This is a genomic window from Roseibium sediminicola (assembly GCF_023156505.1).
GTDB classification, from domain to species: domain Bacteria; phylum Pseudomonadota; class Alphaproteobacteria; order Rhizobiales; family Stappiaceae; genus Roseibium; species Roseibium sediminicola.
On the sequence record NZ_JALNMJ010000004.1, the window covers coordinates 244,039 to 267,603 of the forward strand.

Below are 23,565 nucleotides of genomic sequence, written 5' to 3' on the forward strand. Positions count from 1 at the left end.
GGCGCAGCCGATGCTGCGCCTTTGATGTTGTCACGTCCCGCGGCTTATTGAGCGGCGGCGACGGCTTGTTGAGCGCTTTCCACGTCGTTGAACAGAAGCACCATCATCAATGCGATGCCCACTGCAGCGACGGTCCAGATGGTGACGCTCCAACAAGATTTCTGCACGTTTTCGTCCATAAAATCCCTACATATGGTTTTTCGGCGCCAGTCCCCCTGCGAGCCCAAATATGGCGCCATTGAGGCGAGGAGGTAAACGATCCCTTACCATTTCGCAAGCGCAAAAATGGAGCAGCTGCTGACCCATTTTTGCAAGGCTCGGATATCCGCGGAATATCAGGGGTTTACGTTAACGGCACCCCACCTTATGAGCCGTGAAAAACTCTGCTAAGACTGATTTGCAGAGGGATTCGACAGCTTTAAATTGGAAAGGATTGCGATGCAGGTGCTATCGCATTTGGACATGGCGGCGGCAGGCTGGTTTCTGGTGGCCTGGTTCGGCTTCAACTTCCTGGTCGATTTCAGTCCGCTGAGGAAGAAAACCCTGTCGAGCGCCATGGACGAGTACCGCCGCGGCTGGATGGTCACCATGTGCCTGCGGGACGTACGCATCATGGACACCTCGATCATGTCCGGACTGCAGCAGGGCACGGCGTTTTTCGCCTCGACCTCGCTGCTGGCGATCGGTGGCGGATTTGCCCTGCTGGACGCAACCGAAACCATTCTTCAGATCGCCGGCGACCTGTCGATTCCCGTCGCCGACAACCGGGCCTTGTGGGAGGTCAAGGTGCTCGGACTGATGCTGATCTTTGCTTATGGTTTCTTCAAATTCGGCTGGGCTTACCGCCTGTTCAACTACGCCAGCATTGTCATGGGGGCTGTGCCGGACCGGGGCAAGGCAGACGACACCGTGATCCGACGGATGGCCTCACAGGCGGGCGAACTGAACGTGCTCGCCGGCCGCCATTTCAACCGCGGCCAGCGGGCATTTTTCTTTTCGATCGGATTTCTCGGCTGGTTCGCGGGACCTTATGTCTTCGCGGCCACCACACTTGCCGTGCTCTTGGTCCTGATCCGGCGTCAGTTCGCTTCAAGGGCGCGCGCGGCTGTGCTGTCCGGACAATATCCGAGCTTGGATTCACCCGACAAGTCAGGCGAATACACCGACACGGGCTCATCGAACCCTTTTACCTGATAGCGGCCGAACAGACCGGAGCGGCATCCCATCAGATCGGCAATGGCATCGGAGACCAGCAATTGCCGCTTCAAGTCCTTGGCGAGTTCGGCAATCCGCGCGGCGAGATTGACGACGGGTCCCACAACGGTGAAATCGAGCCGGGTCTCGCTGCCGACATTGCCGTAAAACACTTCCCCGGCATGCAGCGCGATGCCGACGCTCATGTCCGGGGTTTCCACGCACATATTGCCGGAATTAATTTCCGCGATCCGTGTTAGCGTGTCACGCGCGGCGAGCAACGCCCTTTGCGCTGCATCGCGGGCGTCTTCCTCCGACTCGTAAGGGAAGATCGCCATGACCTCATCGCCGATGAATTTCAGGACCTCGCCGCCATGGGCCTCGACGGCCGCGGTCATCGCGCCGAAATACTTGTTCAGGAACACGACGATCTTGTCGGCCGGAAGGGTATTGGACAGGCGGGTGAAGCCGCGGATGTCGGCGAAGGAAACTACCGCCTTGATCCACTCGCCATCGCCCCGCCGCGTCGAGCCGTCCAGGACTTTCAGACCGGCCCGGGGACCGACATACGTGTCCAGAACCGTTTCCGCCGTCCGGCGCAGCGTTTTCAGCTCGCAGACCAGTGCCAGGGGACGGATAAGCGAGTCGAACACGCTGATATGGGACTTTGAAAAGCCGCCCGGCGCCTTTGTCGCGAAACTCGCCACCTTCACGGTACCGTCCGAGAACGGCATCGGCAGCGCGATATAGTCCGAATATCCTTCCGCGCGCAGATCCTCGGCGATCGGGAACTCATTTGCGGCCTCGGGATCAAGCTCAATCGCCACCCGCACAGGCTTTTCCGTCTCGTGAACCCGACGGATCGGGCTTTTCATGTAGTCTTCCGACGTCTTGGAATCCGCCTTGTAGAGGATAAGCTTGGGCTCCTCCGAGCTGGTCCAGATCGATCCTTCCGCGCGCACATTCGGATGCACCACCCAGATGCCGGTGGTGACCCGGTCGACGGGCACACCGCCGGCGCGCAGGCGTTCGCCCAGCTCGCTGACGATTTCAAGCGTCCCCTTCAATTGAGGCGCTTCGCTGTATAGCCATTGCACGACGTCTGCCGCGACAAGCGGCGCTTCGAGGACCATCTGCCCACGTCCTTTCAAACCCTGAATCGTCCCAGTATATGGGTGCAGCGCTTTGCCGGTAAAAGAGGCTGCGACCCAAATGCACAACAAAGTGGAAAGAGATTTTCGGCTTTAGGGTGCGGGAAAGAATGCGGTGCTCCGGCCAATCATCCAGTAGACCGTCAGCCCGACCCATTCGCGGAATGCGACGTCGAAGCGCCGGAGCCCCTTGGACGCGCCGCCGAAACCAAGCATGCGGTCCTCTTTTCCCCGGGTGCGGTAGTCGACCGGATAGGCGGCAACACCGGTCCAGCCGGCTTTCTCAAACACGCCCATGGCGCGGGGCATGTGATAGGCGGAAGTGACCAGCAGCCAGGTCTGTCCCGGCTCAGGCCTGACAAGCTCCTTGGCCAGGACCGCGTTCTCCCAGGTGTTTTTGGAGGCGTCTTCCAGTATCACCCTGTCCGGCGAAATACCGAAATCCGCAAACAGCCGGGCGGCGCCCTCCGCTTCCGTTGCCTGCTGGGAGACGATGATCCCCTGCCCGCCGGTATGGACGATCAGGGCCTCCGGCAATTGCTCGGCCAGACGCGCCGTGATCGTGATGCGCTCCGCGGACATGGTCAGCGCCGTATCGCCGCGCCCGCCGGTGACGATCGTGTCGACGGCACCGCCCAGCACAATGATGCCGTCAAAGCCTTCCAGCGTGTCAGGTTTGGCGAACCGGTCTTCCAAAGACTGGATCAGCCAGTTCGCGGCCGGCGAGAAGCCGCAAACCGCGAGCCCGAGAGCTCCAGCCCAGATCAAGCGGCGCCCCGCCCTCGCCCAACGCCCCCTTGCGCTGATGAGCAATCCAAACAGCACAAAGCCGACCAGAACATTCGACGGCTGCAAGAGAAAGCCGCCCAACTTGGCAACGTAAAAAAACATCAGTCTGTCCGAATCTCAAAAACAAGGGGCTGACACAGGATCGCGCCAAGCCGACAATTTTGAGGCCGGCTCCGTACTTTCCTGTCTGAACACTTCAATCGGCGCATGCCTCAACGAGACTTCGAAAAAGACCCAGCCACCCCTTTCGTACCCCCTGACACAAGTGACAATATATTTAACCTGAAAACTTCCAATTAAATTGTTTAATTTGTGTGGTTTGCGCCTCTCTTCCGTCAGCTCAGTCTTTTAAGGGAATAATAACTCTGCTCCCCCTACGTTATATTGCAACAGCCGGAGTATATCGATGAGCGTGCCTGCCGAAATCGAGCGTAACTTGACGGAATTGGACAAGACGACGATCCCGCTTGAAAAAACCGACTTTTTCAATCAGGTCATCAACGAACTCTCGGGCGCGCTTCAGGAAATCGTCGGGCTCAACGAGGCGGAGGGCTTCATCACGCTTGTTGCCAGCCGCATCGGTGAAAAGATCAACCAGGATTATAAGTCCGCCCTCAATCTCGACCATATTCCAAGAGACCTTTTACCAAATGTTCTGGTCGACCTGAAACGCCGGATTGAGGGCCGATTTTCGATTGAATACGAAGATGACAAGGTCATTGTCCTTAGAAACACGCGTTGTCCGTTTGGGGACAGGGTAATGGGCCGCCCGGCCCTTTGCATGATGACCACCAATGTTTTCGGCAGAATTGCGGCCGACAGTACAGGCTATGCACGCGTAGACATCGAAAAGGCGATTGCCAAAGGCGACTCCGAGTGCCGCGTGACCGTGCATCTCGCCCCTGCCCCGGAACATGACGAGGGCAGCAAAGAGTTTTTCAAGGTCCGCTGATCGTGCCGAAATCCTACGCGATCATTTCCGCAATTATCCAGGCAATCCCCAGCCCCATCATTATCCTCGACCAGACGGGACGGATCGTGCTTGCAAATGCAAGCGCGCGTGAAAGCGCGGGGCTCCAGGAAAACCGGCTGCTTTTCGACCTGGTGCCCAATGCCGAGCCAGCGAAGAATTTCTTCCAATTGTGCCGGTCGGCAACCATGCCGGTGCCCGCCCGCTTGAAATTGACGTCCGGATTCGATTGCGTTGCATTCGGTCACCGACTCGCCGTCACGGAAACGGGAATCGACGGGGCGGTGATGATCCGCTTTGACGAAAGCATGAACTTGTCGGCGAAATTCGCGAGTCTCAATGACGACATATCGTCGTTGAACAGCAAGATCAGGCATTTCGGACGTGAAAACTCGCAGCTGGAAAATCTGGCATTAACCGACCCGCTGACAGAGGTCTATAATCGCCGAGGTTTCGACCGGGAACTGGAGAGAGAATTCAGCAGGGCCAACCGGTATGGTCACGCTTTTTGTATTACCCTGATTGATCTCGACCATTTCAAATCCTTCAACGACACCCACGGCCACCAGCTTGGCGACAAGGTTCTTGTTCATTTTGCGCATCGATGCCTGGAGCATCTGCGGCAGACGGACATCATTTGCCGTGTCGGCGGTGAGGAGTTTGCCCTGATCCTGCCGGAGACCTCGCTCGATCAGGCTACCGTTGTCGTCAACAGAATGCTTGATCTGATCAATGCGACGCCGCTTTATGCCAACGGCGAGCATTATGCTTACACCGCCAGCGCCGGACTGGCGCAACAGCAACCGGACGACACTCCCGAAAGCCTTTATATGCGGACCGACCAGAACCTTTATGCCGCAAAAAATCAGGGCCGGGCCTGCCTGGTCCATGATCCGTCCAGCTCGCAGTTTGAAACATCCTGGAGCGCCGAAGCGCAGCCGCAGGCAGCCGACTGACACGGAAGCCGTGACCCCAGCCAATGGTGGATGGTCTCCCATTGGGTCTCGACATCGGCTATTCCGTCCGCGGATCGCCGTAATTCCTGGGAACCAATGCCTCACCGCTCTAACCAGGCAATCGCCAGGTAATTTTTCGTATTTTAATTCAGATACTTATACAGATTTTCCAGCTCTTCCCGTTGTTACAAATCTGTAAAGCTCCCGCCACAATTGGACGACAAGGTGCGCCCTGCAATGCATGCCGCATCATGGAGCCCCCGCCTGATCCAGGTACGGGCGCTCTCTGTAACCTTGTTGTTTTTTACAAAGGGCCGATCCGTGATCGGGGTCACAGGGAATGTGTGCTGATTGAGGCACGCTGATTGCATTGTTTCGAAGGCACGATCAAGGATAGTCAGATGACACTCTATATGAAGCTCGGCGGTCGCAAGGCGATCATGCGGGCCATGCCGCATCTGCTGGCGCGGCTTGAGCAGGATCCGTGTTTCACACCCGGCTCGTTTCGACAGGAGTTCGAGCGCTCGGACGATCTCAGTGAATTCCTGATTTTTCTCTCCGGCGGCGCGCCGTTTTATGACGGCAAACCCATCTGCGAGCTGTTGTCTCCCATCTGCACCTGCGCAGACGTCTATGAACGTTTTGTGGACCACCTGGTTTTTGTACTGTTCAACGGCAGGCCGACGGCGGACGACGAGTCCCATCTGCGCCAGCTGATGGGCCGATTGCGACCGCATGTGCTCGACCCTAAACCGGTCGCGCCGGTCAAGGTCTATTCGGTCGAACCGGAAATGCTGCGCGCCTGAGACAGCACTTCCCAACAAAAAACGCCGGCCTGGGGCCGGCGTTTTTCAATCACATCCGCTCAAACGCTTAGCCAAGTTCGTCGACGCTGGTGACCACTTTGCCGACAAGGCCGTATTCGATGCCCTCATCCGGGCCCATCCAGTAATCGCGATCGGTGTCTTTCTCGATCCTCTCGATCGGCTGTCCGGTCGCATCCGAGAAAATCTTGTTGAGACGGTCACGCATCTTGATGATTTCCTTGGCCTGGATCTCGATATCCGTGGCCATGCCGCCGGCGCCGCCGGACGGTTGATGCAGCAAGAAGCGCGTGTTCGGCGTGCAAAAGCGCTTGTCCTTCGGCACCGACACATAGATCAGCGCACCGGCGCTGGCGACCCAGCCCATGCCCAGGATGCGGACTTCCGGCGAAATGAACTTGATGGTGTCATGGATCATGTCACCGGATTCCACATGTCCGCCTGGAGAGGACACGATGACGGTGATCGGATCGTTGGAGACCTGCGCCAGCGCGAGCAGGCGCGCACAGACGTCGCGGGCCATGTCCTGGGTCACCGGGCCGGTGATCAGAACCGTGCGCGCTTCGAACAGATGCTTGTCGACCTGGATCGACGGCTGGCTCTTGGTTTTTTCGTCCTCGTCATCGTCGAGGCGTGCAGGCACCGTGGTCGAATAGTTTTTCATGCGCAGGATAAAGCTCCCTTGGCTGTGTTGGGCCGGGTGGACCGGCAGTTTCTCCCGGCTGGCGGAGGCCTCCACCGCACCGGATTTGAATCATGTGTAAGCGAAGTGACGGACGCTCGCAAATCCTGAGGCTCTGATTAGCGCGAAAAGAGTTATCAGATTGGCAACGCGGCCCGTCAGTCACCCTGCTGCGAGGGATTGGTCATAGATTTTTCCTTCCGTCCGACAAGCAGGTGCCAGACCAGCATCATGGCGAACGGCAGAGACGGCCAGACGAACCAGAGCGTCGACAGGCCCGATGTCAGCAGGTTGAGGACAAAGAAGAACCCGATCAGGAAAACGCAGCTGCGCACCTTGCGTGGCTGGGCCCGCAACCACCGGCGTGCCTGCTCAAAACCATTGGCGAGCACCTGGGTGTCCCGGTCCCAGTCCGGGTGTGAGGCGGTTTCGGCAGCTTTGTCCGAGGCATCTTGACCGCTGGCTTCGCTTTCCTGCGGCGCATTCCGGCCGCCGAGACGCACGGCATAGGTTTCAACAGGATCGGTGACATTCTTCACATGCTGCGGCCCGAGCGGATCGAAGCCGAGTGCCATCTTGGTCTTGACCTGGTCATAGACCGATTGGGACAGCATGATGCCGCCCTTCGGCGCGATTTCCTGGAGCCGCGCGGCAACATTGACGCCGTCGCCATAGATATCATCGCCCTCGACCATGATGTCGCCGAGATTGATGCCGATCCGGAATTCCATCCGGTTCAGGTCGGGCAGCTCGGAATTCCTCAAGGACAGTTCGTTCTGGATATCGACGGCGCATTGCACGGCTTCCGTCACTGAAGAAAATTCAATGATGACGGCATCGCCCCAGGTGTTGACGATCCTGCCGTTATGGCCCTCGGTCAGGGAGGACATCACCGACCGGTAGGCCTTGAGCCGGTCGAGGGTTCCATCTTCATCCCGCTCCATGAGCTTGGAATATTGTGCCACGTCCGCGCACATGATCGCCGCGAGACGTCGCTTGACCCGTTGCATGCTCTTACCCCTGGTTGCTCACACGTAGGAATGGGAAGGCACGGCATAAATTGCAAGAACAAATCGGTGGATTTCGGCAAGTTCGCGGTGGGAGCCTACCAAAAACCGGCAAAGAGCTTAACGGACTTCGGCAAGCTGACGCAGGGCTTCCAGCGCCGCCTCCGCATGTTCTTCGGGCACAAACACGTGATCGTGGAAATAGGCGGCGACCACATTGGCGGAAATGCCCTTGTCGGCCAGCGCTGTGGCAACCGCTGCCGTCAAGCCGACGGCCTCCAGAGACGAATGCACGGTCAAGGTGATGCGGCGAAACCATTCCGCGTCGCCGAGCCCCAGTTCGCGGGCCCGTTCGACCGGCAGGATCGCCGTCAGCCCCTCGGTCTCGGCGAAAAGGCCGATCGGCTCGTAATCGGCCAGCTCCACAAGGGACTTCGTCGCAAAGGTGCAGAAAACATAGGGCTCCGGGTCGAGCATTGGCCTCATTTGCGCAATCAAGACAGTCAGATCTGTTTCCCCGGTCATCCGCATTCCCATCATCAAAGAGTTTTGCGCATCAACGGGCGTTTTGGACTGCGCCTGGCAATCACTTCGAACCCGCTGCGCCGGAAGACGGTGGCAATGCCGACAAAACCCTCTCCCCATTGGAGAGGCTTATCCGATTCGATTGGACAAGCGTCCAGAAAGGCCGCTCCCTGCCTCCGCGCATGAGCGGTCCCGGCCTCAAGAAGCTGTTCCATCAGCCCGCCTTTCCGGTATCCGCCGCGGGTATAAAAACACGTGATGGCGTGGGTAGCACGGATCATGTCTTCCGTGTCCGTCTCAAGCGGCCTTGAGGTCTTGCCCAGTTGAAAGCGGACATAACGGGTGCGCGGTCCGCCCGCGACCCAACCGATGGCGAGGTCGCCGGAATAGGCTAGCAGGCCCGGTGCCGGCCCGTCGTCAACCTTCTCCTTCAAGGCGTCGCGCCGCTCTGCCCGCGTGAGCCCCTGCCAGTCCCTGGCCCGTAGAAACGGCCACATGCACCAGCAGCCGGAACTGGCGCCGCGCTCAGAGCCGAACAGGTCGACCAGATCGTGCCAGCGGTCCGGCGTTACAGCGTGAAAAACAATCGAGCCTTCGGACATGCGACGCTCCTTTAGTAACACTAAATGTAAATTTTCTTAGAGCAAAGTTTTTATATCACTTCTTTTAGCATTTTTTGCACAAGCCTAAAAAAACTGTAAAAACCTATTGGACTGACAATCAAAATACACCCACCCCACAAGTAAAGGTTATATGGATACGACAAATACATTGATAACAGCAATGGAATAAACAAAAATATAAAAATACAACAAAGCCTGACCACATGTTTATCTGACCAAAACACAGATCGTTTCGAGTATGTTCTCAAAGATTAAGCTCCTTTCTATACGCGCGCGGGAAGCGCCCTGAACAGGTAACGTTCCAACCCCATTAGGCCTGGTCATAAAATCACGCGCCCCCTCCTAGCCGTCAATGACAGCGCTGCCAATTGTCCGTTGCGTTTCGGCTTGAACCAGCGCTCAAGTACGCTCACGATTCCCTATGAATCATTTGCGTTTTTCCAACCACGATTTTGATCTTCGCCTTTCCGGTGCACAAACCGGCTGACAACATTGAACGCCATTCCAACTGTCATCACCCCCCAAACCCAGAATGATAAACGCTTGTAAAAGGAAGCATCATCATGGAACTCAATCAATAACGCGACGCACAAGATGATTAGTACGAACGCGTCGATATAACGGCTCCAAGCGCCAAGGGTCCGCCCAATCACGCGCTGGCTCCTGAAGTCTGCGCTTCGCCTTGTACGCAGCAAAGAGCCATGTTGCACAGGATTTCGAACATGATCGACACGCCAAGAAAAGCGGTGCCCCCGCTGGTATCGAAGGGCGGCGAGACCTCGACCAGATCCGCTCCAACGATGTTCACCCCGTCGAGCATCCGGGCAACCTGCAGCGCCTGGTGGGAATTCGGTCCGCCGACCTCCGGTGTCCCCGTGCCGGGCGCGAAGGCTGGGTCGACGAAATCGATGTCGTAGGACACATAGGTTTCACCTGTCCCCGCAATTTCCTTGGCCTCGGCCATCACATCTTCGACGCCGCGCGCATGAAACTCCTCGATCGGAATTACGCGAATGCCGACACTGTCGGCAAAGTCCCGGTCTTCATTGTCGTAGGCCGTGCCGCGAATGCCGATCTGGACCACCCGCTTCGGATCCAGAAGTCCTTCCTCCACCGCCCGCCGGAATGGTGTGCCATGGGTGTAGAGCATGCCGCCGAAATAGCTCTTGTAGAGATCGGTATGGCTGTCGAAATGGATCATGCCGAGCGGCCGATCCTTCGCCAATGACCGCAGGATCGGCAGCGAGCACAGATGGTCTCCACCGGCGGAAAGCGGCCGGATGCCGGCGGCGACAACACGATCGTAGAATGCGGTCATGCGGGTCAGGCTGTCGTCGACGCTGGCCGGGTTGGGCCCGACATCGCCAAGATCGACGCAATTGACCAGTTCGAACGGCCGGATGCCGGTCGCCCCGTTCTGTGCCCTTATCATGGTCGACATGTCACGCAGCTGGCGCGGTCCGTGGCGCGGACCAGGCCGATTGGTGGTGCCGCCGTCCCAAGGCGTGCCGATCAATCCGATCCGGACGTCCTTCAGCCTCGGATCGTCGAGAGCGACATGCGGCAGGCGCATGAAAGTCGGCACGCCGGCGAAACGGGGCAGTTCGAAACCGGAGACCGGATGAAAGAAGGTGTCTGACATGCAAAGATCCTTGCTGCGGGCAGATCGGAAAGATTTCCCAATTAAACAGAAATTTGGGCCGAGTGTTGTCGTAGATCATTGCCATTTTCGCGCTGTTGTCACACCCAATGAGAATGGCCTGGCAAGTTTGAGAGTGGGGGAAAAGGTAAAGGTTTTGCCCTTTGTCGGTTCTATCGCAAGCAGTTAAAGCGCTCCTCGGTCTTTCGATGATTTCTCGTTAGTCTGATCGACTTCTGAGTTCATGTTGAAGCGCTTGATGAACCTGATCAAGTAGACAAGAACAAAAAACACTCCCAGCATCACCATCAATACTTCGACTTTATCGAGGTATTTTGACTCGGCACCAAGCAACTTAAAAACAATGTACACGGCACAGCACACGCCAAAACCTATTAGTTCTCTTTTCCCTACAGGCCTATACCTCACACGGTGCGCTTTAATTGCTTCCGCAAGCTTGTTCGTCAAATTGTCCAACGCCTTGGCTCATTCTTCTCTGCGATCGCTTCGACTGGCGCCCCATTCAAGCCGCCCGGTAGGAAGATTTCAATCTGTCTTACGTCACCACGGAACCGGCTTGCCGAGGTGATCGAAAAAACCTCCGCTTTGCTCCGGCGCGAGCCCGTCCAGGACGGTCAGCAGCCTTTCCGCCGCCACATCAGGTTCCTGAACCTCCAGCCCCGACTTCGCAAATCCCTCCGTCAGGCGCGTGCGCACCGTACCAGGATGGAGGGCCACACAGACGGCCTCCGGCCTCTTGCGCGCCAATTCCACCGCGGCGGTGCGCACCAGCTGATTGAGAGCCGCCTTGGAGGCCCTGTAGGCGTACCACCCGCCCAGCCGGTTATCGCTGATGGAGCCGACCCGGGCCGATAGGGTCGCGAAGACGCAGCGCCCCTCCTTCGGCAACAGCGGCAGGAAGTGTTTCAAGAGCAAAGCCGGTCCGATGGCATTGACGGCAAAGGACCGGGCAAGCAGATCCGGGCTGAGGTCCCGCCAGCTTTTTTCCGGCCGCGCCCCGTCCAGCGTCAGCGCACCTGTCGCGTCGAAGACCAATCTGAGCTCACCTGAAAGAGCAGCAACGTGCTCCGCGCAGGCCCGAATGCTGTCTTCGTTCAGGAGATCCAGCGCCGGATCCGTGGACCGGCTGAAACCGATCACCCGCTCATAGCCTCCCGAGCGCTGCAGCGCCTCGCGGATGGCCGATCCGATCCCGCCACTCGCCCCGATAACAACGGCAATATCCTGCATGTGTTCCCTTTCCTGTTCCGGAAGGGATACGCATCCTCACCGCTTCGGGATTTCTGTGTCTCTCAGATCGTCGGCTGCCAGAACCCGTCGACATAGTCGGCTTCATCGTCGCCCGGCCAGGGCGGCATGGAAATGCAGATGAATTTCAGCGGTTCCGTTCCAACATTCCTGTATTGGAAGGCTGTCGCCACGGGAATGTCGATGGAAACCCCGGCGACCAGGTCGACAATGCTCTCTTCGGCCCCGTCGGAGCGCCAGATTTCACCAGCGCCTTCGAGCACGTGCCAGAATTCAGACACGGTTCTGTGCCGGGTGGCCCGGTTGATCTGGCCCGGCGGAACGGTGGAATGGATCATGTTGCCGGTCGGCCCGTCCATGATGAAACGGATCTCGGCCCCTGCCGGAGAGCGCGCGTCCGGCTGCTCCGGCAGTGTCGTCTGTTTCATAAGGACCTCGTCTCGCCCGTCAGGCCGTCTTGTTGAAGATTTCGCGGCCGATCAGCATGCGGCGGATTTCAGATGTGCCCGCGCCGATCTCGTAGAGCTTGGCGTCGCGCAGCAGCCGGCCGGTCGGATATTCGTTGATGTAGCCGTTGCCGCCAAGCAGCTGGATCGCATCGAGCGCCATCTTGGTGGCGTTCTCCGCCGCGTAGAGAATGGCGCCGGCGGCGTCTTCGCGCGTGGTTTCGCCGCGGTCGCAGGCCTTCGCCACGGCATAGACATAGGCCTTGGAGGCGTTCATCGAGACATACATGTCCGCGACCTTGCCCTGAACCAGCTGGAACGTGCCGATCGGCTGACCGAACTGCTCACGCTCGTGGACATAGGGAATGACCACATCCATGGCCGCCTGCATGATGCCGACGGCGCCGGCCGCCAGCACCGCACGCTCGTAGTCGAGACCGGACATCAGCACGTTGACGCCCTTGTCGACCTCACCGAGCACGTTCTCCTCCGGCACTTCGCAGTCCTGGAACACCAGTTCGCCGGTTTCCGATCCGCGCATGCCGAGCTTGTCCAGCTTCTGGGCCACGGAGAAGCCCTTGAAGCCTTTCTCGACCAGGAACGCCGTGATGCCCTTGGGGCCGGCTTCCGCGTCGGTCTTGGCATAGATGATCATCGTGTCGGCGGATGGGCCGTTGGTGATCCACATCTTCGAGCCGTTGAGGATGTAGCGGTCGCCCTTCTTGTCGGCGCGCAGCTTCATCGAGACGACGTCGGAGCCGGCGCCCGGCTCCGACATGGCCAGCGCGCCCAGGTGTTCCCCGGTGACCAGCTTTTCCAGATAGCGCTTCTTCTGGTCGTCGTTGCCCCAGCGGCGCATCTGATTGACGCAGAGGTTTGAATGCGCGCCGTAGCTGAGGCCGATCGAGGCCGATGCCCGGCTGACCTCTTCCATGGCGATGCAATGCTCAAGATAGCCGAGGCCGGAACCGCCCCATTCCTCTTCCACGGTGATGCCGTGCAGACCAAGCTCGCCCATTTCGGGCCAGAGCTCGCGCGGGAACCAGTCTTCGCGGTCGATCTTTTCCGCAAGCGGCGCGATCCGGTCCTGGCTGTAGGAGCGGACCGTGTCACGCAGCATGTCGGCGGTTTCGCCAAGATCGAAGTTGAAGGATGGAAAATCGTTGCGGATCATTTTGAGAACCTCCCTGGCCCCGGATTATTTGGGGCGGTCGTATCGGACAAATTCACTCAAGACGCCGATCCGGTCATAAAGCAGCCGGGCACGGGCGTTGTGGTCATGGGTGTGCCAGTAGACATTGCCGCTCGCCGTCGGCTCGGCGTCGGCAGCAGCATAAACGGCCTCGATCAGCTTGCGCCCGGCACCGCCGCCGCGCAGGTCCAAGCTGACAAACAGGTCTTCCAGGTAGCAGGTGGCTTCGCTCGACCACGTGCTGTCATGAAAGAGATAGTGGACAAATCCGACAAGCTTGCCGTCTTGTTCGGCGACTTGCGCCCGGTGCCCCTCGGCGGACAGAAGCCGCTCAAACAGGGTTTCGGTGACCTCTTCCGCAAGTTCCTGCTCGTAAAAACTGAGATAGGAAAGCCAGAGGCCCAGCCAGGCCGCTTTGTCCGCGCGCTCCAGCGCCCTGACGGTAATGTTTGTCATTGTGTCAGTCCTTCACCCCGGAGACGCTCATCAGCGTGAACAGGCCGGTGGCGACATGCACCTGTGTGCCGTCGTCAAGGCCATAGACATCCGCCCTGGCAATGGTCAGTGTGCGGCCCGGCTTGACCACCCTGCCCCGCGCCAGCAGCACAGGCTGGTTGGCCGGATTGAGGAGATTGATCTTGTATTCGCTGGTCAGCACGCCGAAGCCGGGCGCGAACAGACTCAACGCGGCATAACCGGCAGCGCTGTCAGCGATGGACGACGTCGCACCGGCATGAAAATAGCCGTGCTGCTGGGTCAGCTCCGGCGCCATCTTGAGTTCAAGATCCACCGCTCCAGGCGACAGATGCGCGATCTGCGCTCCCAGATGCACCATGAATTTCTGAGCGGCAAAGCTTGACCGGATCCGTTCGTTCCAATCCGGGTCGCGTGGCGACAAATCCATCAGGCCTTCTCCGATTTCGAGCCGGTCGAAAGCTCGGCCATGCGGTCATGCGCACCGGCCTCGACTTCGTCCAGCTCCAGCAATGTCAGTTCGATATCGCGTTGTTTTTCCAGGAGTTCCGCGCGGCGGGCGGCAATTCTGTCGAGCAACAGGCGCAGCTGACCGGTTTCCCCCGGTGCGCTGCCGTACATCTCGATCATTTCCTTGATTTCGTTCAGGGAAAAGCCCAGCCGTTTGCCGCGCAGGATCAGCTTGATGCGGGTGCGGTCCCCCGGCGTATAAAGCCGCTGCCGGCCCCGGCGTGTCGGTGACACCAGCCCCTGCGCCTCGTAGAATCGAAGCGTCCTTGTGGTGATATCGAATTCCTGGGTCAGCTGGGTGATGGTGTAATAGCGCTGCATGCCCGCTCCTTGTTGGGCGCACAGTTCAGGGTTTTTACGTTAAAGTCAACAGGTCTGTTTTTCGTATTATATAACAGTAATTTGACTAATTAGGATTTCAGTTTTTCCAGTACCGTATCGGACTGAAGAACATTGAGATCCACATCGCTCTCGACACCCTTGACCCTGCCCCGGTCATGATACTGCCAGATCACCCAGTCGCTGGCATAGTCCGGCTGATGCCAGATCGAGCGCGCCCACAGACGCCGGTTCAAGCCGCTGCCCTTGAGATAGGCCTCGTAGAAGTCGCCTGGCGCATAAAAGATGACCTGTTTGCCATGTGCCTGCTCGACCAGCGTGGTGAAGGCGCTGATCTCTTTCAACACCTCTTCCACGGGCGGTCTGCGGGCACAATTGCTGGTCAATTCCAGGTCGAGCACCGGCGCCAGCATATCGCTGTCTTTCGGCAAGACGCCCAGGAAGTTTTCGGCCTGCTTCCGACCCGGCTGGCACAGGCTGAAATAATGATAGGCACCGCGCGCCAGACCGGCGCTGCCGGCCCCCGCCCAGTTGCGGGCAAAGGCGCTGTCCTTGAAGTCGCCGCCCTCGCTCGCCTTCATATAGACAAAGGCGACGTCGTCCGCGGCAACCTGCGGCCAATCGATATCGCCCAGATGATGTGACACGTCGATGCCGCGCACGGTGAAATCGTCCCGGTCCGGTTCCCAATTCATGAAGAAAAATGCCGCTCCGACAATCGATATCAACCCGCCGACCACAACATAGAACAAGGTCCGCAGGATTGCTTGCAAGACATTCATTCCACCACCCCAAAGTCCCAAATCCGGTCAGAGACTGCCCCAAAACGGTTAAAATCACGTCAGAAAATTCGGCCAGAGTGGCGCCGCAGCCAACTCCAGGACATTGCCGTCCGGATCGTTGAAATAAAGGCTTGTACCGCCCGCCGGCCAGGTCACCTCACTGGTCACGGCCACGTTCCGACTGGCCAGATAGTCTCGCCAGGCATCCAGTTGATCGGCCGGAATCCGGAAAGCGAAATGGCTGCGCCCGGTGGTGTCATGGCCCGGCACGACGCCGCCTTCGGTCGCGACATCCTCGCCGGTATGACCGCGATGGAAGACCAGCAATGCCTGAGCGGGACCGGCGTCATAGGCAAAGAGCCGCTCCCCCGCCACCATGCGCTTCAGGCCGAGAATTTCTGAGTAAAAAACATGCGCCGCGTCCATGTCATCGACATAGACCGCCGTTTCCAGGATTCCATCCAGTTTGGGTCGCATATCCCTTCCCGCTCACGCGCTTCACCGAAGCTCCGCACTCAGCATAGCGGGACTGGCGGGTCTGTCGAGGCTATGCCGCAGTTGGAAACCCTTGAGCCGTCATGACAGGACTGAACTCCGTAATTGAGTAGTCGGCGACGCCCTCAGCCTTGAACGGATCCTGTTCGACAACCCGTTCGATCGCCTCCCGGCTTTCCCCTTGGGCGAGGATGATGCCGCCATTGCGCGGCACTTTCGGACCTGACGCCAGGAACACACCAATAGCATAGTGCTGCTTCAGGAAGTCCCGGTGCGCTTCCAGCAGTCGGTCGATCTCGGACAGGTCTGCGCGATAGGTCAGGTCAATCACGAAAAGGTTCATCGGACATCTGCTCCGGTTGAATATGAAAAGCGCCGGCCCGGTCAAGGGGACCGGGCCGGCGCCCCAATCAGACAACGGTCAACTGAACGTCGATATTGTTGCGGGTGGCGTTGGAATAGGGGCAGACCTGGTGGGCCTTGGCAACGAGGTCCTCGGCGACGGCCTTGTCGAGACCAGGCAGAGCGACCTCAAGCACGACGGTCAGACCGAAGCCACCTTCGGCACGCGGACCGATACCGACCGTCGAGGTGACCGTCGTGTCGGCGGGAACCGCGATCTTTTCCTGACCGCCGACGAATTTCATCGCGCCGATGAAGCAGGCCGCATAGCCGGCGGCAAACAGCTCTTCCGGATTGTTGCCGGCACCGCCCGCCCCGCCGAGCTCCTTCGGCGTCGACAGGGTCACCTTGAAGGAACCGCTGAGGGTTTCCGCGGCGCCGTCGCGGCCACCGGTTGCCTTGGCGCGGGTTTCATACAGCACATCTACAGCCATCTGGTCTCTCCATATCTCTCTGCAGTCAGTCACAAAATCCACTTTTATCGCTCAAGATTATATCGTGCACGATATAGTTACCCACATATAGACGCTGATGACGAAGGTCAACAGGTTGCGACCATATCGCGCGCGATTTATAAAGTGCACATGAACGAGACGACCAGCCAGATGTCCCTTCTTGACGCGATCGGAATGCCCGCGCCCGAAGAGACCAAGAAACCGAAAAAAGACAAGCCGGCAAAGCCTGCAAAGTCCGAGAAAAAAGCACGCAAAAAGGCGGCTGAAGCGTCAGAGCCCGTGGCGGCTTCGACTGACACTGCCATGCCTGAGCCGGCCGCGACGGAAGTCGTTGCAAACACGCCCGCCCCAATCCCAGCCCCTGCGGAAGCGGTGGAGGCAATAGAGCCTTTGGAGGCGGAAGCACCGGATGGTCCCATCGCCGCCAACGATGCCTTGCCGCTCGACCAGTATCTGTGTTTTGCGCTCTATTCCGCCAATCACGCGATGCACGGCGTCTACAAGGCGCTGCTCAAGGAAGCCGGGCTGACCTATCCGCAGTTTCTGGCAATGACCGTTCTGTGGGAAAACAACAACGTCCCGGTCGGCACGATCACCGCGAAACTGCAGCTCGACACCAACACGCTGACACCGCTCCTGAAGCGCCTCGAGGCGATGGGCCTGGTGACCCGTACGCGCAATCCGAAGGACGAGCGTCAGGTCATTTTGAAGCTGACCCGCAAGGGCCGTGCGCTCCAGAAAAAGACGGAGCATTTCAGCTCCTGCATCCTGTCTTCCACCGGTCTCAAGCTGGAAGAAGTCATGGATCTGCAGTCGAAGATCATGCGGCTGCGCGACAATTTGCGCGAAGCCGGCGTGGACGTTTAGGCCCTCACCTCGCTTTCCAAAAGCCGTGATCAAGCAACCGCCGGGCGCAACAGTGCCTGGCGGATGGTCCGCTTCAGGACCTCAAGCGCCCGCTCCTCGGACCAGCTGCAATCGCGTGTCAGCAGGCCCCAGCTCTGGACGCTGAAGGACGCCCACAGATAGTCCGCCGCTTCCTTGGCGGACCAATCCGCCTGCAGGGCTCCGTCCCGCTCCAGCGATCCGGTCAGGATCAGCAACCAGTCCCGCAGCTCGCTCATCCGGTCTTCCCAGGCAGCCGACGCATCCGCATCGGTGCTGCGCAGGCGGATCAGGTCCGAGGCCACGGGATAGATTTCCTCAACGAACCGGATCCAGACCTCGATAGACGCTTCCAGCCTTTTCGCCGGATTGACGGTTTCAAAGGCCTCGTCGAACCGTGCCTTGATGTCCAGCCGCTCGTCGGCGCGCCGGACCAGACCCAGGATCAAACCGCCCCTGGAGCCGAAATGATCATAGACCGACTGACGGCTGATCCCCGCCGCCTTCGCGATCTCCGCCAGCGACACCTCGGCGCCGCGCACCGAAATCAGATCCCAGGCGCTGTCCAATATCTCCGCGCGGGTCCGCGCCACCCTGTCAACACTTGACACGTGTAAAGTCACTCCCATATTTGACATGTGTAAAGTTAAGGAGAACGCACATGAACGTCAACGAGCAGGTTAACCAGTTCACCGCGTGGTACGGCCCGGGCACCGACGGCAGCAGTCCGACTGTGGACCAGTGGGCGCAGATCCTCGGCCGGCCGGCGGACAAGCCGGTCACCTTGATCAATTTCTTCAAGTTGCGGGACAAGGCGGACTATCCACAGGGAACCGGAGAGACCTCCGGCCAGGACGCCTTTGCGAGCTACGCGTCCGTCAGCATTCCGGCGATGCAACGCGCCGGTGGACGCTTTCTCCATGTCGGTCCGTTCCAGGGCATGTTCCTGGGAGAGACAGAGGACTGGGACGTCGTCGCTATCGGCACCTATCCGAACCTGGGGGCCCTGACTGCGCTTTATTCGGACGAAAGCTATCGTGGCGCCTTTCACCACCGCACGGCTGCCTGTGAACGGCAGAAGGTGCTGGTCTCGGGCGAGCAATAATCCTTAAAGCGGCAGGCCGAACCAGAGCGCGGCGATGCCGAGAAAGGCGAAAAAGCCGACCACGTCGGTCACCGTCGTCACGAAAACGCTTGAGGCGATCGCCGGGTCGACATTGACCCGGTCGAGCACGATCGGGATCAGGAGGCCGGACAGGCCCGCAAACAGCATGTTGATCACGATAGCCCCGCCAATCACGATGCCAAGACCCGGACTGGCGAACCACAGCCAGGCCGTGATCCCGATGAGCACCGCCAGGGCAACGCCATTGAGCATGCTCACCAGGACCTCACGGTTGAGCACGCGCAGCATGTTGCGCGTGCTCAGCTCCTGGGTGGCGATACCGCGCACGGCGACCGTCATGGTCTGGGTGCCGGCATTGCCGCCCATGGAGGCCACAATAGGCATCAGCACGGCCAGCGCCACCATCGCCTCGATCGTGTCCTCGAACAGCGCGATCACCACGGAGGCGAGAATCGCCGTGCCGAGATTGACCACCAGCCAGGTGAATCGGGACCGCGCGATGGTGAGGACGCTGTCGGAGATTTCTTCGTCGCCCACCCCGGCAAGCGCGCGGATGTCCTCTTCCGCTTCTTCCTGGATGACGTCGACGATGTCATCGACGGTCAGCACGCCGACGAGACGCTCGTTCTCGTCGACGACGGCGGCGGAGACGAGGTTGTAGCGCTCGAACCGGCGCGCGGTCTCTTCCTGGTCTTCCGTTGCCAGCACCGCCTGGCGGGTCTCCTCCATGATGGAGGTGACCTTCTCCTGGCGTTTGGTGCGCAGGATCTTGTCCAGATGCACCGCGCCGAGCAGCTTGAAGGTCGGGTCAACCACGTAGATTTCGTAAAAACTGTCCGGAAGGTCGCGCGCCTCGCGCATGTAGTCGATGGTCTGGCCGACCGTCCAGAAAGGCGCAACGGCGATAAACTCGCTCTGCATCCGCCGGCCGGCGCTGTCTTCCGGGTAATCCAGCGCTTTCTGCAGCTGCGCCCGGTCGGCATAAGGCAGCTCTTCCAGGATCGCCGCCTGGTCGTCCTCGTCCAGGTCTTCCAGAATGTAGACGGCGTCATCGGAATCGAGGTCTTCCAGGCCTTCGGCAATGACCTCGTTCGGCAGATCCTCCAGCAGCTGCAGACGGACCGCTTCGTCGATTTCCGTCAGCGCGGTGTAATCGAAATCATCGCCGAGCAGATGGATAAACGCGGCCCGTTCATCCGCGTCGAGCGTTTCCAGAAGGTCGCCGGTGTCGGCTTCGTGCAGATCCGCCGCCAGTTCGCGCAGGCTGAACTGGTCCTTTGCCCGGATCGCCGTCTCGACGGCGGCAATGAAGTCCGGGTTGAGGTGCTCTTCTTCGTCGCGAACCGGAATCTGCGGTTCGGGAGGCGCGGTCATATCAAGCTCAGCAGCTTCGCTCATCCGGCACCTCCTCCTTGCGCGTTGACCTCATCCGGCACCTCGGCACCAGCCCTTTCGTTCAGAACTAGCGTTTGCGAAGGAAAAGCGCCACCGGAAAAGCGAAACCGGTCCACAGACTTAAGCGGAAGGACGCGTTTGCGATACCTCTCCAGCCACCGCCGCCCGGCGCGCGCGCCAGCGGAGGCTCAAAAGCCCTTGCAGCCTTTGTCTCTTGCGCTTTGCCGCAACTGATCCAGGTAGTCTTCCACCTTCGCCGGCAAAATGGACTCGTCATCCGAAATGCAGCGCGGCGCGCGTCGAAATGCCCGCCGGGCCCGCTCGGTCTTGAGGCACACTCTACCCTCCGCCAGAACCTCCTGCTCGGTGTACCAGAGCTGTTGGCAGGTCATCGCGCCGAAACGACCGGGATTGACGGTAAGGGTCTGGGCAAAGGCCGCCGCACTGCCCAAAAGCAGCAGAAACCCCGCGACCGCAAACGGAAGAGATCGGCTGTGACACAACCTGTCGCTTGAACCATTCGTGTCACGCGAAGTCATCGACATCCACTGTGCTGGCTGCCGGCCCAGCCAGTCTGGCTATGCCGAAGAGAATGGCCAGCGTGACCCCTGAACGCAGGATCGAGAGGCCATACCCCGTCAAAACGACGGGTAGAAGGTGTCCGGGGATATGTGACTGGATAATCCCATAGGACAGAAGGAGTGATACAAGATCCAGAATGGCATACGCCAAATACACCTTCCAGGCCGAGCCCGGCTTCAAGTAGACCATTGCCAGGACGACCACCAGGACAAGGCACTCCGAGGTCGAGAGCAGAACCGCCCAGACTTCGAGTGTTATCAGCTGCTGCAGCACGAACCGGAGCATTAGGGAGGGGTTCGACGGAATGGCAAACCAGAATTCCTTCACCGAATAGGCCGTGAAGACAAGCTGAAGCAACACGAGAGCCGTCGCCGCAAACGCGGCGCCGGCAAAAGCAGCTTTTTTCAGGCGCGAACGATAAAATGAAGGCACAGGTCACCCGGTTTGGTTTTCAAGAAGATACAGGCTGGGCAAATGCGGCATCATTAAGAGAGCTGGCACCGGCTCCTGACAGAAACGCCACAAGCGCTTCCCTTTTGCCGCCTCTCCCAACTTGCATACAAACCACGAACCTCAGTCCCGCGCGCATTCCGGTGGACGCGTGTCCATTGTCCAGTCGGCGACCCTGGTCTTTGGCAGCTTTGTCTTGAATTTCCTGTCGTTGTGGACACCGCTGCCGGTGAGCAGATTGACATCGCACTGGCCGGCGCCGTCCGGATCGAGCGTGTCGTAGTAGCTGAAAGTGTACCCGGCGATGAGGAATTCGCCGCCGCGATAGGCAATCGTCAGCACCTGCTCCCAACGGTCCCGGCCGATGGCGGAATTCTCCGAATAGAGTTTCAGCGATCCGTGTTCGTTGATCTCCAGCCACGGTTCCTGGCCATACATACCGCCCTTCCAGACGATATTTCTGGCATGCACCGTCTCGACCCAGCCCTCGCCCGCGTCGGTGAAGATATAGAGATCTCCCCCGTCCTCCGTTTCGGACAGCACCGCCCGATAACGATAGATGTCGCCATCGACCGGCACAGTGGCCGATCCGGCCACGGATTGCGGGGGGATCAGGGTCTCCTGAGCGCTCGCCGCGACACAGGAAACCATTGCGCCAATCGCCAGAAAAACACTCGCGGACAGGACATGTCGAGGCATCATCATGAAGGATCTCCGGAGCTTGTTGGCAGAAACCGAATGGTTTCAGGCAATTGCGTCAACAAGGAGAAAAGCACATCGGATCGCCTGCCGACAGTCCCCAAGGCCTTCCGATAGGCATATTCCGACGGCTTCAGGAGGAGACGACAAGAATCAAAAAGGCCACCCGAGGGCAGCCTTTGATGCAACTTCCGTTGCCGTTCGAATGGTGCGGTCGAGAAGACTCGAACTTCCACGGGTTTTACCCCACAGCGACCTCAACGCTGCGCGTCTACCAATTCCGCCACGACCGCATATTCGATTGTTCCCGGCGCCTGTCAGCGTCGAGGCGCTCCATGTAGCAAAAGGAATTTGGGGGCGCAAGTGCCCTTCTTGCAATAATTCACAGGCGCGCGATTTTTCTTTGCGCGGGCAGGTTTGGCCCGTTACAGCGGCCCGTCCGTGCGCATCGGCCGGATCTCCGGCGGCCGCATCAGCACTTCGGTGATCGAGATGCCGATCCGCTCGCCAAGCAGCACCACCTGCCCCTTGGCAACCAGCGTCTGGTTGGCATAGATCTTCACGTCGTCGTCCTCGGACACGTCCAGATCGATCACCGCGCCACGGCCCATGCGCAGCAGCTGGTGCACCGGCATTTCGTTTTCCCCGAGCACGACGGAAATATCGACTTTGATCTCATCGAAGGTGGTCATAAGACGCGCAGATCCTTAAATAGGGCGAACGACGCAAGCGCCGCCGACGCTTAACCATACCACGGTACGGCCAGCCAGCTCAAAAAACAAAGAACTGTCATCCACATGTCACCCACCGATCGAGACGCCCTTTCCTTGAGTTTTCTGCCAATTTCAGGCTCCGCGCCGGTGGAATGGCGGATTACGGACGAACTGGTCGACTATGACAGGGCCTTGGCCGAAATGGACGAACGGGTGCAGGGAATCATTGCCGGCGAGGCCAACGAGCAGGTCTGGCTGCTGGAACACCCCCCGCTTTATACGGCCGGGACCAGCGCCAATGACGCCGATCTGGTAGCGCCCGGCCGGTTTCCGGTCTACCGCACCGGCCGTGGCGGTCAGCACACCTATCACGGTCCCGGCCAGCGGGTTGCCTATGTGATGCTCGACCTCAAACGCCGCCAGCAGGATGTGCGGGCCTTTGTCTCCGCCCTGGAAGCCTGGCTGATCGCGACGCTCTGGTCCTATCACATTCGCGGAGAACGCCGCGAAGACCGGGTCGGCGTCTGGGTGCGCCGGCCGGACCGTGGCGCGACTGTGGAGGACAAGATCGCCGCCATCGGCATCCGGCTGCGCAAATGGGTCACCTTCCACGGCATCAGTCTGAATGTGGAGCCGGATCTGGAGCACTTTTCCGGCATCGTGCCCTGCGGCATCACCGAGCACGGTGTCACCAGCCTGGTCGATCTCGGCATTCCGGTGACGATGGCTGAAAATGACAGTGTCCTGCGCGCCGAGTTCGAGAAAATCTTCGGACCGACGGTCTCGCGCTGACCGTTTCCATTGGGGCAGTTCCGTGCCGTTTCCCTTTTCGATTCGCGGCCACCCCAAGAAACGTCATCGTCATTTCTGTCAGTAATTTACATAATACTTGAAATTCCAGCTCTTTCTTACGTCCGACCGAGCCGAATTTAGTATTCCTTCACCCGATTGCGTCAAAAACGTCACAAACTTTCTCAATTTCGGGAACGAA

Annotated in this window: 31 protein-coding genes, 1 tRNA gene and 1 pseudogene; 8 read left to right on the plus strand and 25 right to left on the minus strand. The window is 59.2% G+C overall.

Annotated elements, in window-relative coordinates; genetic code table 11:
- Positions 1 to 44: 44 nt before the first annotated feature.
- A complete protein-coding gene (locus M0H32_RS29455; RefSeq protein WP_282449288.1) occupies positions 45 to 179 on the minus strand; it encodes a hypothetical protein in 135 nt (44 codons plus the stop codon).
- Positions 180 to 438: 259 nt separating this feature from the next.
- Between M0H32_RS29455 and M0H32_RS08305 the strand changes: the two genes are divergently transcribed.
- A complete protein-coding gene (locus tag M0H32_RS08305; RefSeq protein WP_248153107.1) occupies positions 439 to 1,194 on the plus strand; it encodes a DUF599 domain-containing protein in 756 nt (251 codons plus the stop codon).
- On the opposite strand, the gene M0H32_RS08310 is transcribed toward M0H32_RS08305, so the two are convergent.
- Both M0H32_RS08310 and M0H32_RS08315 read right to left on the minus strand, forming a co-directional pair.
- A complete protein-coding gene (locus tag M0H32_RS08310; RefSeq protein WP_248153108.1) occupies positions 1,080 to 2,327 on the minus strand; it encodes an adenylate/guanylate cyclase domain-containing protein in 1,248 nt (415 codons plus the stop codon). The two genes, M0H32_RS08305 and M0H32_RS08310, sit on opposite strands and share 115 nt — an antisense overlap.
- Before the next feature lie 111 nt (positions 2,328 to 2,438).
- Positions 2,439 to 3,236, minus strand: coding sequence for a YdcF family protein (locus M0H32_RS08315; RefSeq protein WP_248153109.1), 798 nt, complete (start codon positions 3,234 to 3,236; stop codon positions 2,439 to 2,441).
- 304 nt (positions 3,237 to 3,540) lie between these two features.
- On the opposite strand from M0H32_RS08315, the gene M0H32_RS08320 reads away from it, so the two are divergent.
- The 4 genes and pseudogenes from M0H32_RS08320 (at position 3,541) to M0H32_RS08330 (ending at position 5,866) form a co-directional block, all read left to right on the plus strand.
- Entirely contained in the window at positions 3,541 to 4,086 is a 546-nt protein-coding gene (locus M0H32_RS08320; RefSeq protein WP_248153110.1) for a methanogen output domain 1-containing protein, read from the plus strand.
- A gap of 2 nt (positions 4,087 to 4,088) precedes the next feature.
- Positions 4,089 to 4,217 (plus strand): annotated as a pseudogene (locus M0H32_RS29725) (PAS domain-containing protein); the annotation flags it as partial.
- Positions 4,218 to 4,292: 75 nt separating this feature from the next.
- Positions 4,293 to 5,060 (plus strand): GGDEF domain-containing protein, encoded by a 768-nt coding sequence (locus M0H32_RS08325; protein WP_248153111.1) that lies wholly within the window; start codon positions 4,293 to 4,295, stop codon positions 5,058 to 5,060.
- Between the two features lie 401 nt (positions 5,061 to 5,461).
- On the plus strand, positions 5,462 to 5,866 hold the full coding sequence (locus tag M0H32_RS08330; RefSeq protein ID WP_248153112.1) for a Clp protease ClpP: 405 nt from the start codon (positions 5,462 to 5,464) through the stop codon (positions 5,864 to 5,866).
- Between the two features lie 67 nt (positions 5,867 to 5,933).
- On the opposite strand, the gene M0H32_RS08335 is transcribed toward M0H32_RS08330, so the two are convergent.
- The 15 genes from M0H32_RS08335 to M0H32_RS08405 form a co-directional block, all read right to left on the minus strand.
- Positions 5,934 to 6,548, minus strand: a complete 615-nt coding sequence (locus tag M0H32_RS08335; RefSeq protein ID WP_248153113.1) for an ATP-dependent Clp protease proteolytic subunit — start codon at positions 6,546 to 6,548, stop codon at positions 5,934 to 5,936.
- Between the two features lie 176 nt (positions 6,549 to 6,724).
- Positions 6,725 to 7,576, minus strand: a complete 852-nt coding sequence (locus tag M0H32_RS08340; RefSeq protein ID WP_248153114.1) for an adenylate/guanylate cyclase domain-containing protein — start codon at positions 7,574 to 7,576, stop codon at positions 6,725 to 6,727.
- A gap of 117 nt (positions 7,577 to 7,693) precedes the next feature.
- On the minus strand, positions 7,694 to 8,098 hold the full coding sequence (locus M0H32_RS08345; protein WP_248153115.1) for an ACT domain-containing protein: 405 nt from the start codon (positions 8,096 to 8,098) through the stop codon (positions 7,694 to 7,696).
- Positions 8,099 to 8,112: 14 nt separating this feature from the next.
- On the minus strand, positions 8,113 to 8,700 hold the full coding sequence (locus M0H32_RS08350; protein ID WP_248153116.1) for a GNAT family N-acetyltransferase: 588 nt from the start codon (positions 8,698 to 8,700) through the stop codon (positions 8,113 to 8,115).
- A 670-nt stretch (positions 8,701 to 9,370) separates the two neighbouring features.
- On the minus strand, positions 9,371 to 10,363 hold the full coding sequence (locus M0H32_RS08355; protein WP_248153117.1) for an agmatinase: 993 nt from the start codon (positions 10,361 to 10,363) through the stop codon (positions 9,371 to 9,373).
- A 558-nt stretch (positions 10,364 to 10,921) separates the two neighbouring features.
- Complete coding sequence (locus tag M0H32_RS08360) at positions 10,922 to 11,611, minus strand: SDR family NAD(P)-dependent oxidoreductase (protein WP_248153118.1); 690 nt, start codon at positions 11,609 to 11,611, stop codon at positions 10,922 to 10,924.
- A 62-nt stretch (positions 11,612 to 11,673) separates the two neighbouring features.
- Positions 11,674 to 12,057 carry a cupin domain-containing protein gene (locus tag M0H32_RS08365; protein WP_248153119.1) on the minus strand — a complete coding sequence of 128 codons (384 nt, stop codon included), beginning with the start codon at positions 12,055 to 12,057 and terminating at the stop codon, positions 11,674 to 11,676.
- Positions 12,058 to 12,076: 19 nt separating this feature from the next.
- Complete coding sequence (locus M0H32_RS08370; RefSeq protein WP_248153120.1) at positions 12,077 to 13,249, minus strand: isovaleryl-CoA dehydrogenase; 1,173 nt, start codon at positions 13,247 to 13,249, stop codon at positions 12,077 to 12,079.
- A 24-nt stretch (positions 13,250 to 13,273) separates the two neighbouring features.
- On the minus strand, positions 13,274 to 13,723 hold the full coding sequence (locus M0H32_RS08375) for a GNAT family N-acetyltransferase (RefSeq protein WP_248153121.1): 450 nt from the start codon (positions 13,721 to 13,723) through the stop codon (positions 13,274 to 13,276).
- 4 nt (positions 13,724 to 13,727) lie between these two features.
- On the minus strand, positions 13,728 to 14,171 hold the full coding sequence (locus tag M0H32_RS08380; protein WP_248153122.1) for a PaaI family thioesterase: 444 nt from the start codon (positions 14,169 to 14,171) through the stop codon (positions 13,728 to 13,730).
- Entirely contained in the window at positions 14,171 to 14,572 is a 402-nt protein-coding gene (locus tag M0H32_RS08385; protein WP_248153123.1) for a MerR family transcriptional regulator, read from the minus strand. Before M0H32_RS08385 ends, M0H32_RS08380 begins: the two co-directional genes overlap by 1 nt.
- 89 nt (positions 14,573 to 14,661) lie before the next feature.
- Complete coding sequence (locus tag M0H32_RS08390; protein WP_248153124.1) at positions 14,662 to 15,372, minus strand: glycoside hydrolase family 25 protein; 711 nt, start codon at positions 15,370 to 15,372, stop codon at positions 14,662 to 14,664.
- A gap of 54 nt (positions 15,373 to 15,426) precedes the next feature.
- A complete protein-coding gene (locus M0H32_RS08395; RefSeq protein WP_248153125.1) occupies positions 15,427 to 15,849 on the minus strand; it encodes a VOC family protein in 423 nt (140 codons plus the stop codon).
- Positions 15,850 to 15,919: 70 nt separating this feature from the next.
- The gene (locus M0H32_RS08400; RefSeq protein ID WP_248153126.1) at positions 15,920 to 16,210 is read right to left on the minus strand and encodes a YciI family protein; all 291 of its coding nucleotides are present in this window, start codon (positions 16,208 to 16,210) and stop codon (positions 15,920 to 15,922) included.
- Positions 16,211 to 16,277: 67 nt separating this feature from the next.
- On the minus strand, positions 16,278 to 16,703 hold the full coding sequence (locus M0H32_RS08405; RefSeq protein WP_248153127.1) for an organic hydroperoxide resistance protein: 426 nt from the start codon (positions 16,701 to 16,703) through the stop codon (positions 16,278 to 16,280).
- Between the two features lie 150 nt (positions 16,704 to 16,853).
- Here M0H32_RS08405 and M0H32_RS08410 point away from each other — a divergent pair, with 150 nt between their 5' ends.
- Complete coding sequence (locus M0H32_RS08410) at positions 16,854 to 17,591, plus strand: MarR family winged helix-turn-helix transcriptional regulator (protein WP_248153128.1); 738 nt, start codon at positions 16,854 to 16,856, stop codon at positions 17,589 to 17,591.
- Between the two features lie 29 nt (positions 17,592 to 17,620).
- Here the strand turns inward: M0H32_RS08410 and M0H32_RS08415 are convergent, their stop codons facing one another.
- Positions 17,621 to 18,220, minus strand: coding sequence for a TetR/AcrR family transcriptional regulator (locus M0H32_RS08415; RefSeq protein WP_248153129.1), 600 nt, complete (start codon positions 18,218 to 18,220; stop codon positions 17,621 to 17,623).
- Positions 18,221 to 18,270: 50 nt separating this feature from the next.
- On the opposite strand from M0H32_RS08415, the gene M0H32_RS08420 reads away from it, so the two are divergent.
- Positions 18,271 to 18,714, plus strand: coding sequence for a DUF1330 domain-containing protein (locus tag M0H32_RS08420; RefSeq protein ID WP_248153130.1), 444 nt, complete (start codon positions 18,271 to 18,273; stop codon positions 18,712 to 18,714).
- A gap of 3 nt (positions 18,715 to 18,717) precedes the next feature.
- On the opposite strand, the gene mgtE is transcribed toward M0H32_RS08420, so the two are convergent.
- From mgtE to M0H32_RS08450, 6 genes are all read right to left on the minus strand, one after another.
- Entirely contained in the window at positions 18,718 to 20,133 is a 1,416-nt protein-coding gene (mgtE, locus tag M0H32_RS08425) for a magnesium transporter (protein ID WP_248153131.1), read from the minus strand.
- Positions 20,134 to 20,318: 185 nt separating this feature from the next.
- The gene (locus M0H32_RS08430) at positions 20,319 to 20,675 is read right to left on the minus strand and encodes an HdeA family protein (protein ID WP_248153132.1); all 357 of its coding nucleotides are present in this window, start codon (positions 20,673 to 20,675) and stop codon (positions 20,319 to 20,321) included.
- The gene (locus M0H32_RS08435) at positions 20,656 to 21,144 is read right to left on the minus strand and encodes a hypothetical protein (RefSeq protein ID WP_248153133.1); all 489 of its coding nucleotides are present in this window, start codon (positions 21,142 to 21,144) and stop codon (positions 20,656 to 20,658) included. Before M0H32_RS08435 ends, M0H32_RS08430 begins: the two co-directional genes overlap by 20 nt.
- Before the next feature lie 141 nt (positions 21,145 to 21,285).
- Entirely contained in the window at positions 21,286 to 21,867 is a 582-nt protein-coding gene (locus M0H32_RS08440; protein WP_248153134.1) for a hypothetical protein, read from the minus strand.
- A 200-nt stretch (positions 21,868 to 22,067) separates the two neighbouring features.
- A tRNA-Leu gene (locus M0H32_RS08445) sits at positions 22,068 to 22,154 on the minus strand.
- A 132-nt stretch (positions 22,155 to 22,286) separates the two neighbouring features.
- The gene (locus M0H32_RS08450) at positions 22,287 to 22,553 is read right to left on the minus strand and encodes a FliM/FliN family flagellar motor switch protein (protein ID WP_248153135.1); all 267 of its coding nucleotides are present in this window, start codon (positions 22,551 to 22,553) and stop codon (positions 22,287 to 22,289) included.
- 105 nt (positions 22,554 to 22,658) lie between these two features.
- Between M0H32_RS08450 and lipB the strand changes: the two genes are divergently transcribed.
- Positions 22,659 to 23,366: a lipoyl(octanoyl) transferase LipB gene (gene lipB, locus M0H32_RS08455; RefSeq protein WP_248153136.1), complete on the plus strand. Its 708-nt coding sequence runs from the start codon at positions 22,659 to 22,661 to the stop codon at positions 23,364 to 23,366.
- Positions 23,367 to 23,565 lie beyond the last annotated feature (199 nt).

What these genes read in the sequence shown, in the direction of transcription:
- M0H32_RS29455 (WP_282449288.1), bottom strand. Translation starts at nt 179, where the DNA reads ATGGACGAAAACGTGCAGAAATCTTGTTGGAGCGTCACCATCTGGACC.
- M0H32_RS08305 (WP_248153107.1), top strand. Translation starts at nt 439, where the DNA reads ATGCAGGTGCTATCGCATTTGGACATGGCGGCGGCAGGCTGGTTTCTG.
- M0H32_RS08310 (WP_248153108.1), bottom strand. Translation starts at nt 2,327, where the DNA reads ATGGTCCTCGAAGCGCCGCTTGTCGCGGCAGACGTCGTGCAATGGCTA.
- M0H32_RS08315 (WP_248153109.1), bottom strand. Translation starts at nt 3,236, where the DNA reads ATGTTTTTTTACGTTGCCAAGTTGGGCGGCTTTCTCTTGCAGCCGTCG.
- M0H32_RS08320 (WP_248153110.1), top strand. Translation starts at nt 3,541, where the DNA reads ATGAGCGTGCCTGCCGAAATCGAGCGTAACTTGACGGAATTGGACAAG.
- M0H32_RS08325 (WP_248153111.1), top strand. Translation starts at nt 4,293, where the DNA reads ATGCCGGTGCCCGCCCGCTTGAAATTGACGTCCGGATTCGATTGCGTT.
- M0H32_RS08330 (WP_248153112.1), top strand. Translation starts at nt 5,462, where the DNA reads ATGACACTCTATATGAAGCTCGGCGGTCGCAAGGCGATCATGCGGGCC.
- M0H32_RS08335 (WP_248153113.1), bottom strand. Translation starts at nt 6,548, where the DNA reads ATGAAAAACTATTCGACCACGGTGCCTGCACGCCTCGACGATGACGAG.
- M0H32_RS08340 (WP_248153114.1), bottom strand. Translation starts at nt 7,576, where the DNA reads ATGCAACGGGTCAAGCGACGTCTCGCGGCGATCATGTGCGCGGACGTG.
- M0H32_RS08345 (WP_248153115.1), bottom strand. Translation starts at nt 8,098, where the DNA reads ATGACCGGGGAAACAGATCTGACTGTCTTGATTGCGCAAATGAGGCCA.
- M0H32_RS08350 (WP_248153116.1), bottom strand. Translation starts at nt 8,700, where the DNA reads ATGTCCGAAGGCTCGATTGTTTTTCACGCTGTAACGCCGGACCGCTGG.
- M0H32_RS08355 (WP_248153117.1), bottom strand. Translation starts at nt 10,363, where the DNA reads ATGTCAGACACCTTCTTTCATCCGGTCTCCGGTTTCGAACTGCCCCGT.
- M0H32_RS08360 (WP_248153118.1), bottom strand. Translation starts at nt 11,611, where the DNA reads ATGCAGGATATTGCCGTTGTTATCGGGGCGAGTGGCGGGATCGGATCG.
- M0H32_RS08365 (WP_248153119.1), bottom strand. Translation starts at nt 12,057, where the DNA reads ATGAAACAGACGACACTGCCGGAGCAGCCGGACGCGCGCTCTCCGGCA.
- M0H32_RS08370 (WP_248153120.1), bottom strand. Translation starts at nt 13,249, where the DNA reads ATGATCCGCAACGATTTTCCATCCTTCAACTTCGATCTTGGCGAAACC.
- M0H32_RS08375 (WP_248153121.1), bottom strand. Translation starts at nt 13,723, where the DNA reads ATGACAAACATTACCGTCAGGGCGCTGGAGCGCGCGGACAAAGCGGCC.
- M0H32_RS08380 (WP_248153122.1), bottom strand. Translation starts at nt 14,171, where the DNA reads ATGGATTTGTCGCCACGCGACCCGGATTGGAACGAACGGATCCGGTCA.
- M0H32_RS08385 (WP_248153123.1), bottom strand. Translation starts at nt 14,572, where the DNA reads ATGCAGCGCTATTACACCATCACCCAGCTGACCCAGGAATTCGATATC.
- M0H32_RS08390 (WP_248153124.1), bottom strand. Translation starts at nt 15,372, where the DNA reads ATGAATGTCTTGCAAGCAATCCTGCGGACCTTGTTCTATGTTGTGGTC.
- M0H32_RS08395 (WP_248153125.1), bottom strand. Translation starts at nt 15,849, where the DNA reads ATGCGACCCAAACTGGATGGAATCCTGGAAACGGCGGTCTATGTCGAT.
- M0H32_RS08400 (WP_248153126.1), bottom strand. Translation starts at nt 16,210, where the DNA reads ATGAACCTTTTCGTGATTGACCTGACCTATCGCGCAGACCTGTCCGAG.
- M0H32_RS08405 (WP_248153127.1), bottom strand. Translation starts at nt 16,703, where the DNA reads ATGGCTGTAGATGTGCTGTATGAAACCCGCGCCAAGGCAACCGGTGGC.
- M0H32_RS08410 (WP_248153128.1), top strand. Translation starts at nt 16,854, where the DNA reads ATGAACGAGACGACCAGCCAGATGTCCCTTCTTGACGCGATCGGAATG.
- M0H32_RS08420 (WP_248153130.1), top strand. Translation starts at nt 18,271, where the DNA reads ATGAACGTCAACGAGCAGGTTAACCAGTTCACCGCGTGGTACGGCCCG.
- mgtE (WP_248153131.1), bottom strand. Translation starts at nt 20,133, where the DNA reads ATGAGCGAAGCTGCTGAGCTTGATATGACCGCGCCTCCCGAACCGCAG.
- M0H32_RS08430 (WP_248153132.1), bottom strand. Translation starts at nt 20,675, where the DNA reads ATGTCGATGACTTCGCGTGACACGAATGGTTCAAGCGACAGGTTGTGT.
- M0H32_RS08440 (WP_248153134.1), bottom strand. Translation starts at nt 21,867, where the DNA reads ATGATGATGCCTCGACATGTCCTGTCCGCGAGTGTTTTTCTGGCGATT.
- M0H32_RS08450 (WP_248153135.1), bottom strand. Translation starts at nt 22,553, where the DNA reads ATGACCACCTTCGATGAGATCAAAGTCGATATTTCCGTCGTGCTCGGG.
- lipB (WP_248153136.1), top strand. Translation starts at nt 22,659, where the DNA reads ATGTCACCCACCGATCGAGACGCCCTTTCCTTGAGTTTTCTGCCAATT.